The sequence below is a fragment of the Actinomadura sp. KC06 genome (genome assembly GCF_004348735.1).
Lineage (GTDB): Bacteria > Actinomycetota > Actinomycetes > Streptosporangiales > Streptosporangiaceae > Spirillospora.
The window spans coordinates 1-14,288 of the sequence record NZ_SMKT01000192.1; the positions used below are offsets into that span (position 1 = coordinate 1).

The window sequence follows — 14,288 nt, forward strand, 5'->3', positions numbered from 1 at the left end:
GGGTGGGGGTGATGTGGACGGGGAGGTGCTTCAGGCCGTTCTGGAAGTTGGAGGCCAGGCGGACGGGGGTGCCGGTGCGGGTGATGCGGTGGGGGAGGAGTTCGCGGAAGACGGCGCGCATCTGGGTTCGGGCCAGGTGGGCGCCCAGGCAGAAGTGGGGGCCGAAGCCGAAGCTGACGTGGTCGTTGGGGGTGCGGGTGATGTCGAAGCGGTCGGGGTCGGGGAAGACGGTTTCGTCGCGGTTGGCTGAGGCGTGGTAGACGACGACCTTGTCGCCGGCGCGGATTTCCTGGTCGCCGAGGGTGGTGTGTTGCGTGGCGGTGCGGCGGAAGTCCATGACCGGGGGCCAGTAGCGGAGCATCTCCTCGATGGCCGAGGGGAGCAAGGACGGGACGGCGCGGAGGCGGGACAGTTCGGACGGGTGGTCGAGGAGGGTGAGGAGGCCGCCGGGGATGCCGTTGCGGAGGGTCTCGTTCCCGGCGACGGCGAAGAGGAAGAACATGTTCTCGAACTCTTGGGTGGTGAGGCCGCCTTCGAGCATGCGGGACATGACGTCGGCTGAGGGGTGAAGCCTTTTCTCGGCGGCGAGGGCGTGGGCGTAGGCGAACATGTCGGCCAGGGCCGTGTAGGAGCGCGGGTTTATGGGGCGGCCGTCGGGGTGGGCGAGTGTCTTGGGGCGGTACTGCATGGCCTTGCGGGCCAGGGGTGTCATTGAGGCGGGGTCCGAGGAGATGCCGGCGTATTCGTCGTCCTGGTAGCCGATGACGCGGGACGCCCAGTCGTACAGGAGGCGGCGGTCGGCGTCGGGGACGCCCATGATGTGGGCGAGCGTCCAGACGGGGAGGTCCGCGGCGAGTTCGACGAAGTCGGTTTCCTCGTTGAGGGCGGACGTGATGAGGGTCCGGGCTCTGGTGTTGATGGTCTCTTCCAGGGCGCGGATGGCGCGGGGGGTGAACGCGGCGGCGACGATGCGGCGGAGGCGGGAGTGGTCGGGCGGGTCCTGGTTGAGCATCATCGCGCGGACGAACGCGAGATCTTCGGGCGTGTCGGGGTCGCGGATCTGGGTGGCGCCGAGGTTGGAGGAGAAGAGGTCCGGGGAGCGCAGGACGTGTTTGACGTCGGCGTGCCGGAAGACCGCCCAGTAGCCGGGGCCGGCGGGCCAGGGGCCGACGGCCGGTTCGGGGATGCGGGCGACGGGGCTGTCGCTGCGCAGCTTCCTGAACGTGTCGTAGGGGACCCCGGACGCGTAGGTGGTGGGCAGGAAGATCTCCTCGTGCATGCCCTCAGCGTGCATCATGTCGGGTGTGACGGTGAAGCCCGAAGAAATTCTGCGCGACAACTTCGCGCCCTGGGTCCTTGAGCTGGGGCTGGTGCCCGAGGAGGTGGGGGAGGACGGCGCGGTGCTGCGGCTGCCGTGGTCCGAGAGGCTGGCGCGGGAGGGCGGCGCCCTGTCGGGGCAGGCGCTGATGGCGGCGGCCGACACGACGGTGGTGATCGCGGTGTCGGCGGCGAAGGGCGCGTTCGTGCCGATGACGACGGTGCAGCTCAGCACGTCGTTCCAGCGGCCCGTGGTGGGACGGGACGTGCTGGTGCACGCCCGGCTCACCAAGCTGGGACGGACGCTGGCGTTCGCGGAGATCGACATGACCGCCGATTCCAAGATCGTCGCCCATGCGACCGCGGTTTACGCGATCATCGGGTGATATGACGCGAATCGAGAGGGTGGTCGTCCCGGACGGCGAGTTCGACCTGCATGTGTGGGGTCAGGATGGGCCCGGGGTCCTGCTCGTCCAGGAGATTTTCGGGGTCGGCGAGTATCTGCAGGCGGTCGCCGAGGATCTGGTGGCGCTCGGGTATGTCGTGGCCGCGCCTGACATGTTCTGGCGGATACAGCCGGGCTGGAACGTCGTTCATAACGAGGAGGCGCTCCCGCAGGGGATGTCGATGGTCTCGCAGTTCGACTGGACGAAGGGCGTGGAGGACGCGGAGGCGGCGCTGGCGGTTCTGAAGGGGCTGCCCGGCGTGGGCAAGGTCGGTGTTCTGGGGTTCTGCTTCGGCGGGACGCTCGCGTACCTGCTGGCCGCCAGGGCGGAGGTCGATTCCCTGGTGTCCTTCTACGGGTCGGGTGTGCCGGGCGCGCTCGACCAGATCGACGGCATCGGCGCTCCGGCGCAGTTCCATTTCGGTGGGGACGACCCGTACATCCCCCGTGAGGACGTCGCCAAAGTGGAACGTGCCGTTGAGGGACGGGACGGCATGGAGATCCACGTCCAGGAGGACGGCGGGCACGCGTTCCACAACCGGAAGGCGCCGATGTTCTATCAGCCGGAGCCCGCGGCGCGGGCCTGGCGGCTCACCGAGGAGTTCCTTGCCCGGACGCTGTCATAGGGACGGTTCCAAAGCGAGGCGGGACAGTTCCTTGCGGGACGAGATGCCGAGCTTGGGATACGCCTTGTAGAGGTGGTATTCGACCGTCCGCGGGCTGAGAAACAGTTGTGAGGCTATCTCGCGGCTGCTCGTCCCCGAGGCCGCCAGCCGGACGACCTGACGCTCCTGTGGAGTGAGACGGTCGAGAAGGTCGGGGGCGGTGGGCACGGACGTCCCTGCCTCACCGGTGGCGCGGAGTTCGGCGCGCGCGCGTTCGAGCCAGGGTGTGGCGCGGAGACGCTCAAAGATTTCCATTGCCGAGCGTAGGGGGACGCGCGCGTCGGAGCGTCGGCGAGCCCGTCGCAGCCATTCGCCGTAGAGAAGCTCTGTGCGGGCCCGCTCGAACGGCCGAGTCGACTGCTCGTGTAGCCGGACGGCTCGTTCGTACGGTTCTTCGCTGTCGTCCAATAGGGCTTCACAGTGCAGGGCCACTGCGAGAGCCCAAGGTTGCCTACCTGCGTCAGCCCAGGCGCGGAAACGACCGAAGGCGGCGCGAGCCAGTTCGGGCTGTCCTGACCGTACGGCCGCCTCGACCTGGTCGGCGGCGGACAGCAGGCTGCCCGTGCTGTGCCGGCGGGGTCCGTGGGCGATCTGGTCCAGGCGGCGCAGCGCGTCGTCGTAGCGGCCGAGGCCGAGGTCGAGGAGGGCGAGCGCGCCGTCGGCGAGGCCGCCGTGCGGCGGCGGGGCCTGCGCGATCAGCTCGCGCAGCCGGGGCTCGTCGCCCTCGATCGCCGCGATCCTGGACAGGACCGCGCCGAGGCGTCCCTCGCGGTGGGGGCGTCCGGTGTCGCGGGCCAGCGCGATCGCCTCGGCGACGGTGGCCTCCGCGTCCGCGTGCAGCCCGGCCGCGATCTGGGCCTGGGCGAGCGTCTGCAGGACGTTCGGCAGCGCGCCGATCAGGCCGTGCCGCCGGCAGTGCGCGACCTCGGCGGCGGCCAGTTCGAGCGCCGCCTCGTCCGCGCCGATGACCAGCGCCAACTGCGCACCCAGCACGCGATGGCCGCGGGCGTTCTCGGCGCTCTGGCGAGGGCCCGGCAATGCACCGGTAGCCGGGCCGCCTCCGCGTGTCGTCTCGTCGACCAGCTCCGCCAGTAACGGGACGCCCCGCGCATGGTCGCCTCCGGCTAGGGAGGCGAGGCCCTGGACAGTCCGGTCGCCGGGGAGCAGTTCCGCGGCGCGCAGGACGGCGGGCAGTTCGCCGGACGTCCACCCGTAGACCGCGCCGGTCCGGAGCATATCGGCGTGGTCGCCGGGCGCGGCGTCGGCGGCGTGGTCGACCAGCATGCGTGCGGCGGCGCGCGGGTCGCCGCGCTCGTACTCGACCGCGGCGTGGACGCGGGCGAGCCGCGCTTGTTCGGCCGGGTCGCGCGTGAGCTTCTCCGCCTGGACGGCGAGGTCCTCGGCCTCGTCGAGCCGCCCGGCCTGGAGGGTCAGGGACGCGGCGGCGCTGAGCCGGGCGGCCCGGACGTCGGGGTCGGGCGTCAGGTCCGCCGACTGGCGGTAGAGCACCGCCGCCGTCGCGTAGCCCATGCGGCCGCGGGCGCGTTCGGCCGCGTCCCGGAGGTCGGCGGCGACGTCCTCGTCCGGGCCCAGGGCGGCGGACGCGCGGTGCCGCGCGCGGCAGTCCAGGTCGTCGGCCGTGTCCGCGAGCGCCTGGTGGACGGCGATGCGCCGCGCCACGACGGCGCCGTGGTAGGAGGCCGCCCTGATCAGCGGGTGGCGGAACGCGATGGTGCGTCCGGTGATCTCCACCAGCCGGGCGCGTTCGGCGGCCTCCAGGTCGGTGAGGCTCACGCCGAGGGAGCGGGCCGCGCGCAGCTGGCTCGGCATGTGCCCGCGCCCTTCGGCCGCCGCGATCAGCAGCATCAGCCGCGTGGCCTCCGGGAGGCGGCCGATCTGGTCGCGGAACGAGCCGAGCACCCGGTCGGCGACCGGCAGGGGATCGGGGCCGTCCGCCCGGAAGGTCCCGGTCGCGCCCAGCTCCTGCAGCGCCAGGGGGTTGCCCGCCGCCTCCCGGACGACCCGGGCGCGGACCGCCGGCGCCAGTTCGCGGGACGCGACGAGCCGTTCGGCGGCGTCGCCGTCCAGGCGTTCGAGGCGCAGCTCGGGCAGGCCCGTGCCGGTGAACGCGTCGTCCCGTGCGGCGAACAGGATCACGACGCCCTCGGCCGCCAGCCGCCGTGCCGCGAACAGCAGCGCCTCGGCTGTCGCGGTGTCGAGCCATTGGGCGTCGTCCACGAGGCACACCAGCGGGCCGTCCCCGGAGGAAAGGTCGGCTAGGTCGGCGAGCAGGGTGAGGACGGCCAGGCCGGTCGTGAAGGGGTCGCGGCCCGGCGCGGCGCCGGAGCCCTCGTCCAGCGGTTCGAGAGCGGAGCGCAGCGCGGCGGCCTGCGGAGGCGGGAGGCCGTCCAGCCGGTCCCGGACGGGCCACAGCAGCTGGGTAAGGCCCGCGAACGCGATGCCTGACTCCGCCTCGACCCCCGTGACCCGCAGGACGCGCTCGGCCGGCAGGGGCCGCGCCGTCTCCGCGAGCAGGGCCGACTTGCCGATGCCCGCCTCTCCGCGCAGCACGAGCGCGCCGCTGCGGCGATGATCGCGCGCCTCCGAGAGCAACGTGGTGATCCGCGCCTGTTCGTCGTTCCGCCCGTAGAGCACGGTTTCCAAACTACGGGGCGAACTACCGAATCCATACGGATTCGCCCCGTAGTTGGCGGCTCCTACCTTCTTGACCAGCGATAACACGCTTTACGGCTAGGAGGACTCAATGCAAGAACTGTTCGAGCCGCTGTCGGCGGGAAAGCTGGAACTGTCCAACCGCCTGGTGATGGCGCCGATGACCCGCAGCCGGGCCGTCGAGGACGGCAAGGTGACCGATTTGACCGCCGAGTACTACCGCCAGCGCGCCTCCGCCGGGTTGATCATCACTGAGGCGGCGCAGCCGAGCGTCCGGGGCCAGGGGTACATCTGGACGCCCGGCCTGCATTCCGGCGACCAGGTGGAGGCATGGCGGCCGGTGACCGACGCGGTGCACGCCGAGGGCGGACGGATCTTCGCCCAGCTGATGCACGCCGGACGCGTCGGCCATCCCGTCCTGTACCCGGACGGCGGGCTGCCGCTCGGGCCGTCCCCGATCGCGTCCGGGGAGCGGCTCTTCACGCCGGACGGGATGCTCGACCACCCCGTCCCCCGCGAGATGACCTTGGACGACATCGCCCAGGCCGTGGCGGAGTTCGCCGTCTCGGCGCGCAACGCGATCGACGCGGGGTTCGACGGTGTGGAGGTGCACGGCGCGAACGGCTACCTGATCCAGCAGTTCCTCGCCGATGGCAGCAACACCCGCACTGACGGGTACGGCGGGACGGCTCAGAACCGCATCAGGTTCGCCGTCGAGGTCGCCCAGGCCGTCTCCGAGGCGATCGGGCCCGAACGGGTCGGCTTCCGCGTGTCGCCCGGCGGTAGGGCCAACGGCGTCAGCGAGAGCGACACCCCGGAGTTGTATTCGGCGCTGGTCGCGTCCCTCGCCCCGCTCGGGCTCGCGTACCTGCACATCATGGAGGTCGGCGACCGCGGCACGACGCGGCGCATCCGCGCCGAATGGCCGGGCACGCTGATCCTCAACCCGCACCCGACCCACGATTCCTTCCCGGCGAAGCCCGAATACGGCGTCGAGGCCCTCCGGGACGGTGTCGCGGACGCGGTCTCGTTCGCCGAGATGTGGCTGGCCAACCCGGACCTGCCCGCCCGTATCCGCGCCGGAGGCCCCTACAACGAGGCGGACCCGCGGACCTTCTACGGCGGCGACCACCGCGGCTACACCGACTACCCGACCCTCGACTGACCCCGGGCGAGGGAATGACCCGCGCGTCCTCGGGTACCGCCAACCGGAACGGCAGTCGACCAGGGGACGCGTGGGGCTGTGCAGACGGAACCCAAAGTCAGGGGCCAGGCGTCCCGCGACGCGGGCCCGGGCCCCGGCTCGGGCGGTTCGGGCGGCGCGGCGGACGGCGCGGCGGACGGGCTGCTGCTCAGCCTGAAACGCGCCGCCGCCGCCCTCCGCGACGCCGGCATCGGATACGCGCTCGCCGGCGGGTTCGCCGCCTACGCCCGTGGCGCGGCCGTGTCGACCCACGACGTCGACTTCGTCGTCCGGGAACGGGACGTCCAGGCGGCGCTGGACGCGCTCGCCGCGGCGGGCATGACGCATCTGGAGAGCCCGGAGAACTGGCTGGAGAAGGCGTGCGACGGCGAGCATCTCGTCGATCTGATCCACACGCCGTCCGGCCGTCCGGTGGACGGGAACCTGCTCGGCCGGGCCGAGACGATGTCGGTCGGGGCGGTGCGGATGCCCGTCCTGCCCGCGACGGATCTGGTGGTCATGCGGCTGCTGGCGTTCACCGAGACCGCCTGCGACTTCAGCGGGTTCCTGCACGTGAGCCGGGCACTGCGGGAGCAGGTGGACTGGCCGCAGGTCGCCGCCGAGACCGCGGACTCCCCGTACGCCTACGCCTTCCTGACGCTCCTCGCCCGGCTCGGCGTCATCGGAGAGGACGTGCTGTGACGAAGGACGTGCTGTGACGGAAAGGGAGCGGGACATGGCGGAGCTGCCGGAGTACCTGTCCGCGCACATCCAGGAGAGGGTCGCGGCGGAGGCGCATGAGCTGGGCATCCGCGTGGACGTCCGCGGCGGCGTCGTGCATCTGCGCGGCGAGGTGGTGAGCGAGGAGCGGAGCCGGGAGGTCGAGGAGTCCGCCCGGGACGCCGCCGGGGGCCGCGAGGTCAGCAACGAGCTGCACGTCGTCGCGGTCGCCGAGCCGGACCACGAGGAACGGCTCTCATGATCCGCGTGGCCGCGGCTGGGGACCTGCACGTCGGGCCCGAGACGGCCGGGGCGTACCGGGAGCACCTGACCGCGCTCGCCGACCACGCGGACGTCTTCCTCGTCGCGGGAGACCTGACCCGGCACGGGACGGTCGAGGAGGGCCGCGTCGCGGCGGGCGAGCTGCGCGACGTGGGGGTCCCGGTGATCGCCGTCCTCGGCAACCACGACTACCACTCCGACGCCGAGAACGAGATCACCGAAGTGCTGCGCGACGCGGGCGTGACCGTCCTGGAAGGCGACGGGACGGTCCTGGACTGCGGCGGGACGAGCCTCGGCGTCGCCGGCGGCAAGGGCTTCGGCGGCGGGTTCGAGGGCAGATGCGCCAGCGATTTCGGCGAGCCGGAGATGAAGGCGTTCGTCGGCCACACCAAGGACTTCGCCGGACGGCTCCGCACCGCCCTCCTCGGCCTGGACGCCGACGTGATCGTCAGCCTGACGCACTACGCGCCCGCCGAGGGCACCCTCGAAGGGGAGCCGCCGGAGATCTACCCGTTCCTCGGCAGCTACCTGATCGGGGAAGCGATCGACGCGTCCGGCGCCGACCTCGCGATCCACGGGCACGCGCACAAGGGCACGGAGAAGGGCCTCACGTCCGGCGGGGTGCGGGTGCGCAACGTGGCGCTGCCGGTCATCCAGCACGCCTATGCCCTGTACCGCCTGGACGCGCTGGACAGCGACGATCAGCGCCGCGGCCGAAGACGGGAACGCGTCTCGGCTTGGTAGCGCCCGGTTCTCAGTCCGCGGACCGGAGCAGGTCCAGGACGGCCTGTTCGACCGGGCCCTGCGTCGCCAGCTCGCCCTCCGACGTCTCCGTGCCGAGCTTGCCGAGGGCGGGCGCGATCGTGCGGCCCTCCTCGTACAGGCCGATGATCCGCGGGTCGATGTAGGAGGCCCGCGCGACGGCCGGGGTGTTGCCGAGGTAGGCGGCGACCTCCTTGACGACGCGGACGACGGCGCGCTTCCGGGCGATGTCGCCGCCGCCCGCGCCCGCGCCGCCGCCCGCCCGCACCGACACGGCGAGGCCGACGGCGGCGAGGACGGTGGCGTGCCAGGTGCGGAAGTCCTTGGCGGTGAAGTCGCCGCCGGTGACCTCCCGGACGAAGTCGTTGATGTCGGTGGTCGTGACGTCGTGCCAGCCGTCCCGCGTCCGGTAGGCGAGCAGTTCGGGGGAGTCGTCGCGGCGGCGTTTGAGGCCGCTGACGACCTTGCACACGTCCTCCTCCGCGACGGACTGGTACCGCTCCTTCGCCCCCTTCGCCGGATACTCGAAGGCCACGGCCCCGCGCCGGCACGTGACGTGCTCGCGCAGGACGGTGGCCAGCCCGTACGTGCCGTTCTCCGCCGCGTACGCCTCACCGCCGATCCGGAAGAACCCGAGGTCGATGAGGCGGACGGCGGCGGCGAGGACCCGTTCCCTGGAGTACCCGCGTCCGGAGAGATGCCCGGCGAGCGTCTCGCGCACCTTGGGGAGCCGGTCGGCCAGCTCCAGGACGTGGTCGTGCTTCTCCTGGTCGCGCTGTTCCCGCCATGCCTCGTGGTAGAGGTACTGGCGCCGTCCGGCCGCGTCGGTGCCGATCGCTTGGATGTGGCCGTCCGCGTCAGGGCAGATCCAGACGTCCTTCCATGCGGGCGGTATGACCAGAGCCTTGATTCGTTCCTTCTCGGACGGGTCGTCCAAAGGAAGGCCGTCGAGACCGAGATACTCGAAACCCTTGCCGCGTTTTCGCCGTCTGTAGCCGGGCTCGCCGAGGTCGCTGCGCTGCAACTCCATCAGCGCGCCTCCGGCGGCGGGGGGACGGGTGCCAGTCCGCTCACGGGGGAGCGGGTGCCCGGGGCGGTGGAAAGCAAACGCGCCCGGCTGGGTACCATCACCCCGAACCACATTCGGTCCCACATGTGAGGTGCTGCTAATGGACCTGAACGGAGTTTCCGCCGTCGTATCCGGTGGCGCGAGCGGCCTCGGTGAGGCCACCGTCCGCGCGCTGGCCGCCGAAGGCGCCAAGGTGGTCGTCGCCGACCTGAACGAGGACAGGGGCAAGGCGGTCGCCGGCGAGGTCGGCGGCGTCTTCGTCAAGACGGACGTGTCGAACGAGGAGCAGGTCCAGGCCGCCGTGCAGGCCGCCGTCGACACCGGCGCGCCGCTGCGCGTCATCGTCAACAGCGCGGGCATCGGCTGGGCGTCCCGGACGGTGAACCGCGACGGCAGCCCGCACGACCTCGGCCAGTACGAGACCGTCATCCGGGTCAACCTGATCGGCACCTTCAACCTGATGCGGATCGGCGCCGCCGCCATCGCCAAGACCGAGCCGGCCGACGCGGACGGCGCCCGCGGCGTGGTGATCAACACCGCGTCCGTCGCCGGGATCGAGGGTCAGACCGGGCAGGTCGCCTACTCGGCTTCCAAGGGCGGCATCATCGGGATGACGCTGCCCGCCGCCCGCGACCTCGCCGCGATCGGCGTCCGGGTGAACACGATCTGCCCCGGCATCATCGACACCCCGATCTACGGCCAGGGCGAGGCGGCGGAGGAGTTCAAGGCCAAGCTCGCCGCGCCCGTCCCGTTCCCGAAGCGGATGGGCCGGGCGTCGGAGTTCGCGCACCTGGTCAAGTCCCTGATCGAGAACGACTACATGAACGGCGAGACCATCCGCTTCGACGGCGGCATCCGCTTCCAGCCCAAGTGAGGCCCTGAATGTCCGATGCTGTATCGCCCGAGGGGGGACGACCCCCCACGCCCCCCGGCAACGACGCCGTGCTGACGGAAGAAGACGGTGGCGTCCTCGTCATCACGATCAACCGCCCGGAGGCGCGCAACGCGCTGAACGGCGCGGCGGGACGCGGGATCGCGGCCGCCGTGGACGAGCTCGACTCCCGCAAGGACCTGTCCGTCGGCATCCTGACCGGCGCGGGCGGCACGTTCTGCTCCGGCATGGACCTCAAGGCGTTCCTCGCGGGCGAGACCCCGGTCGTGGAGGGACGCGGGTTCGCCGGCATCTCCGAGCGCCCGCCCGCCAAGCCGCTGATCGCCGCGATCGAGGGCTACGCGCTGGCGGGCGGCTGCGAGCTGGCGCTGTCCTGCGACCTGATCGTCGCGGCCCGGGACGCGCAGTTCGGGCTGCCCGAGCCGAAGCGCGGCCTGGTCGCGGCGGGCGGCGGGCTGCTGCGGCTCCCGCAGCGCATCCCGTTCCACATCGCCATGGAGATCGCCCTCACCGGCGACAAGTACCCGGCGGAGCGGATGGCGGAGGTCGGGCTCGTCAACCGGCTCACCGAGCCGGGCGGCGCGCTGGCCGGGGCGAAGGAGCTGGCCCTGAAGATCGCCGAGAACGCGCCGCTGGCGCTCGCGGCGACCAAGCAGGTGGTCCACGGGTCCGGGGACTGGACGTCCGAGGAGATGTGGCAGAAGCAGCAGGAGATCACCCTGCCCGTCTTCGTGTCCAAGGACGCGCAGGAGGGCCCGGCCGCCTTCGCCGAGAAGCGCAAGCCGAACTGGACGGGCGAGTAGCCCCGCCCGCACGCCGGATCATGACGCCCGGAACCCGCCGGTTCCGGGCGTCATCGCGTCCCGAGGACGCGCGGAAGCCGGACCTGGTGTTTCGGCGGGCGAGTGCGGTTTGCGGACAGGCCACTGCGGAACGTGGCCGTTGTGGGTGCCCCGCGTGGTGGTTATTGTCGGTTCGGCGTCCGAATCCTCCGGAAGGGAGCGAGTCATGGACGTCGGTGCCGCGCCGTCGGCAGGTCGGAAGGGAGCACCTCCCTCGCTGGTGGGGCGCTCGGCACTGCTCGCCTCGATCGAGGCCCGGCTCGCCGCGAACGGCAGCGTCGTTCTGACGGGGCCCAGCGGCATCGGCAAGACGGCGCTGCTCGAAGCCGCCGGTGCCGCGGCGGCCGCGCGCGGTGAACTGGTCCTGCGGGTCGCCGGGACCGAGACGGAGCGGTGGGTGCCCTGCTCGGGGCTCGCCGAGCTGCTCGACCAGCTCCCCGACACCCTCACCGCCGACCTTCCCCGCGAGCGGCTGACCGGGCTTCCCGCGCCGCATCCGGCGGCGACCGGCGCGCGGGCCCTCGGCCGGTCGTCCGCGGACCGGTCCGGCACGGACCATGTCGCCTGCCGGCTGGCGTTCCGCGGGCTGCTCGCGCGCTGCGCGGGGGACCGGCCGGTGCTGCTGCTCGTGGACGACGCCCAGTGGGTGGACACGGAGTCCGTTCATGCCGTCCGGTACGCGGTCCGGCGCCTCGGGTCCCGTGGCGTGCGCGCCGTCGTCGCCGGGCCCTGGCCGGACGGCCTCGCCGCCGGCGACGGGGGCAGCACGCCCTGGGCTCCAGCCCCCGACGCGCTGCACCTGCCCGTCCCGCCCCTCGGCCCGGACGAGCTGGCCGAGATGTTCGACAGCTACGGGCTTCCCGTCCGGGTCGTGAACACGCTGCATTCCGATTCCGGTGGCAACCCGTACCTCGCGCTGGCGCTCGGCGGCGCCTTCACCGACCGCATCCCGCGGCACTGGCGGCCCGCGCCGCTGCCGCAGCGCGTCCAGGCCGTGATCGCCGAGCGGCTGGCGCGGCTGCCGGCGCAGGCGCACGAGACGCTGCTGATGGCCGCGCTGGCGATCCGCCCGACGACCGACCTGCTGGCCCGCGCCGGACGCGCCGAGGCCGCGCGGGACATCAGGCGCGCCGCCGTCCTGGGCCTGCTGATCACCGAGGGCGGCGGCATCCGGTTCACGCCGCCCGCGGTCGGCACCGTCCTCGCCGAGTCCGCCGACGCGCAGCATCTCGCGCGGGTGCACCGGGCACTGGCCGCCGTGGTGCCGGACGCGGCCGGACGCGCCCGCCACCGCGCCCTCGCCGACCCCGGCCCGAACGCCGAGCTCGCGCATTCGCTGGTCACGGCGGCGGAGCAGGCCGTCCGCCAGGGTTCGCACCGGATGGCCGCCGAGCTGTACCGGCTCGCCGCCGACCGGTCGCCGGCCGATCCGGCGGCCGAGCGGCTGGAATGGCTGGTCGCGGCGGCGGAGACGGGCGCGAACGGCGGGCTGCCCGATCTGGTGCACCGGGCCGCGGAGGCCGTCCTCGCCGCCGACGCGAACCGCGCCCAGCGGGTGCGGGTCAGGCTCGCGCTCCTCGACCTGTCGGGCCAGGGCCTCGCGGAGATGGGCGAGGTGTTCGCCGCCGCGCTCGTCGACGCGGACGGCGACCCGGCGCTGCTGGGCCCGCTGCGCCTGCGGATGGCGCTGGGCGCGCTGCTGAACGGCGCGCCCGACCTCGCCGAGCAGGAGGCGGACGGCGCGCTCGCGCACGCGCAGGAGGCGGGCGACACGGCGCTGGAGGCCAAGGCCCTGGCTCTGCGCGCGAACATCTCGCTGGTCGAAGGACGGGACGACTACGTCAGCGACCTGGAGCGCGCCGAGCGCCTGCCCGAGCCGCCACTGGACGGCCAGATGCACATGACGCCCCGCTACATCGCCGCCTACTGCGCCATCGCCGAAGACCGGCTGCCCGAAGCGCGGGCGGAACTGCTGCGGATGCTGGCGCTGGTGGAACGCGGCTCCGGCGAGGAAGTCGTCCACGTCCTGCGGAACCTGTCCGAGGTCGCCGCCCGGACGGGCCGCTGCCGGGAGGCGCTCGACTTCGCGGACCGCGCCATGCGCATCGCCGAGCAGGCCGCGCTCAGTCCCGGCCCGGCCTGGTACCAGGGCGCGCTGGCGGAGCTGGCGGGCGGCAGCATCCGCCGCGCCGTGTCTCTGGCGGAGCGGGGGTTGCGCGCGTCCGAGCAGGAGAACGACGTCATCTTCCAGGGCCGCCTGCTGCACGTGCTGGGCGTGGCCCGCATGCGGATCGGCGACGTACGCGCGGGCGTCGACACGCTGTGGCGCATCGACGCGCTCGGCTCCGCCCCGGACGAGCGGGGACGCGGCATGCGCTGCCCGATGGTCCTGCGCTGGCACGGCGACCTCGCCCAGGGGCTGGTGGCGCTCGGCGAGGTCGAGCGCGCGGAGGAGGTGGTCCGCGAGGCCCGCGCCGTGATCGGCGGCCGGGCCCGGGGCGAGGGCGTCACCGGCCTGCTGGACCGGGCGGAGGCGTGCGTGCTCGGCGCCCGCGGCGAACCGGACGACGCCGTCGCGCTCCTGCGGCAGGCGGCGGCGCTGTTCGAGCGGCTCGGCCAGCCCCTCGAAACGGGGCACTGCCTGCTCGAACAGGCCAGGATCGAGCGCCGGAGGCGGCGCGCAGGGGCGGCCCGGAAGGCGGCGGCCGACGCCCTGGAGATCTTCTTGCGGTGCGGCGCGCGTCCCTGGGCCGAGCAGGCGCGGCATCGTCTCGCGCGGCTGGACATGGGCCTGCAGGACGGCCCCGCCCCGTTCGGCGCCGTCGCGCAGGCGACGCTGACGGAGGGCGAGCGGCGGATCGCGCTGCTCGTCGGCCAGGGCGCCACCAACCAGCAGGTGGCGAACCGGCTGTTCCTCAGCGTGAAGACCGTCGAGGCGTCCCTCACCCGCATCTACCGGAAGCTGGGCATCCGCTCCCGGTCGCAGCTCGGCTCCCTCCTCGGCGGCGGCCTGGACGGCCCCGGCGCCACCCTCTCCCGCTGACCGCGCCTGGACGAAAGGCGCCACCCTGCCTTCTCGGCGGACCCTCGTCCATCCCCGTGGGGTGTAGGGGTTTCCCTTGCGCTGGGGGCGATCTCCCTATGGATGTGGCCCGCAGCGAACTTTGCGGTGACATGCCCACCAATGCGTGCGATCGTTCCCGAGTCAACCATTCTCCGGCACTCCGGAGCTCCGCGGGCGCGACGCGCCCTGCGGAGCGAGCCCCCCTTCGGCCGTTCCCCCGCGCGGCCGGCAGACAAGGAGCACCGCGTGAGATCCACCTCCCCCAGGCGCGCCCGCGGGCGCGTCACCACGAGCACCGCGCTGGTCGGCGTCGCCGCCGCCGCGGTGCTCGGCATGCAGGCGGCACCCGCCACCGCCCAGCCCCCCCCCCCGCC

Annotated in this window: 12 protein-coding genes; 9 read left to right on the forward strand and 3 right to left on the reverse strand. The window is 73.0% G+C overall.

Going from position 1 to position 14,288, the window contains the following annotated elements:
* The coding region (locus E1287_RS37015) for a cytochrome P450 (RefSeq protein WP_243719696.1) at positions 1-1,297 on the reverse strand (1,297 nt) is incomplete at its 3' end.
* A gap of 7 nt (positions 1,298-1,304) precedes the next feature.
* Here E1287_RS37015 and E1287_RS37020 point away from each other — a divergent pair.
* Both E1287_RS37020 and E1287_RS37025 read left to right on the forward strand, forming a co-directional pair.
* Positions 1,305-1,703, forward strand: coding sequence for a PaaI family thioesterase (locus E1287_RS37020; protein WP_207934685.1), 399 nt, complete (start codon positions 1,305-1,307; stop codon positions 1,701-1,703).
* A gap of 1 nt (position 1,704) precedes the next feature.
* Positions 1,705-2,388 carry a dienelactone hydrolase family protein gene (locus E1287_RS37025; RefSeq protein WP_131969949.1) on the forward strand — a complete coding sequence of 228 codons (684 nt, stop codon included), beginning with the start codon at positions 1,705-1,707 and terminating at the stop codon, positions 2,386-2,388.
* On the opposite strand, the gene E1287_RS37030 is transcribed toward E1287_RS37025, so the two are convergent.
* Positions 2,383-5,082, reverse strand: a complete 2,700-nt coding sequence (locus tag E1287_RS37030; RefSeq protein ID WP_131969950.1) for a LuxR family transcriptional regulator — start codon at positions 5,080-5,082, stop codon at positions 2,383-2,385. The genes E1287_RS37025 and E1287_RS37030 overlap by 6 nt on opposite strands.
* Before the next feature lie 109 nt (positions 5,083-5,191).
* Between E1287_RS37030 and E1287_RS37035 the strand changes: the two genes are divergently transcribed.
* The 4 genes from E1287_RS37035 (at position 5,192) to E1287_RS37050 (ending at position 8,029) form a co-directional block, all read left to right on the forward strand.
* Entirely contained in the window at positions 5,192-6,265 is a 1,074-nt protein-coding gene (locus E1287_RS37035; protein ID WP_131969951.1) for an alkene reductase, read from the forward strand.
* 78 nt (positions 6,266-6,343) lie between these two features.
* Positions 6,344-6,985 (forward strand): nucleotidyltransferase, encoded by a 642-nt coding sequence (locus E1287_RS37040; protein WP_131969952.1) that lies wholly within the window; start codon positions 6,344-6,346, stop codon positions 6,983-6,985.
* Positions 6,986-7,019: 34 nt separating this feature from the next.
* The gene (locus E1287_RS37045) at positions 7,020-7,265 is read left to right on the forward strand and encodes a BON domain-containing protein (RefSeq protein ID WP_131969953.1); all 246 of its coding nucleotides are present in this window, start codon (positions 7,020-7,022) and stop codon (positions 7,263-7,265) included.
* Complete coding sequence (locus tag E1287_RS37050; protein ID WP_131969954.1) at positions 7,262-8,029, forward strand: metallophosphoesterase; 768 nt, start codon at positions 7,262-7,264, stop codon at positions 8,027-8,029. The genes E1287_RS37045 and E1287_RS37050 overlap by 4 nt, the downstream gene beginning before the upstream one ends.
* 10 nt (positions 8,030-8,039) lie before the next feature.
* On the opposite strand, the gene E1287_RS37055 is transcribed toward E1287_RS37050, so the two are convergent.
* Positions 8,040-9,077, reverse strand: coding sequence for a DNA topoisomerase IB (locus E1287_RS37055; RefSeq protein WP_131969955.1), 1,038 nt, complete (start codon positions 9,075-9,077; stop codon positions 8,040-8,042).
* Between the two features lie 139 nt (positions 9,078-9,216).
* Between E1287_RS37055 and E1287_RS37060 the strand changes: the two genes are divergently transcribed.
* From E1287_RS37060 to E1287_RS37070, 3 genes are all read left to right on the forward strand, one after another.
* Complete coding sequence (locus E1287_RS37060; protein WP_131969956.1) at positions 9,217-9,990, forward strand: SDR family NAD(P)-dependent oxidoreductase; 774 nt, start codon at positions 9,217-9,219, stop codon at positions 9,988-9,990.
* An 8-nt stretch (positions 9,991-9,998) separates the two neighbouring features.
* Complete coding sequence (locus tag E1287_RS37065) at positions 9,999-10,811, forward strand: crotonase/enoyl-CoA hydratase family protein (RefSeq protein ID WP_131969957.1); 813 nt, start codon at positions 9,999-10,001, stop codon at positions 10,809-10,811.
* Positions 10,812-11,070: 259 nt separating this feature from the next.
* Entirely contained in the window at positions 11,071-13,893 is a 2,823-nt protein-coding gene (locus E1287_RS37070) for an AAA family ATPase (protein ID WP_207934686.1), read from the forward strand.
* Positions 13,894-14,288: the final 395 nt, after the last annotated feature.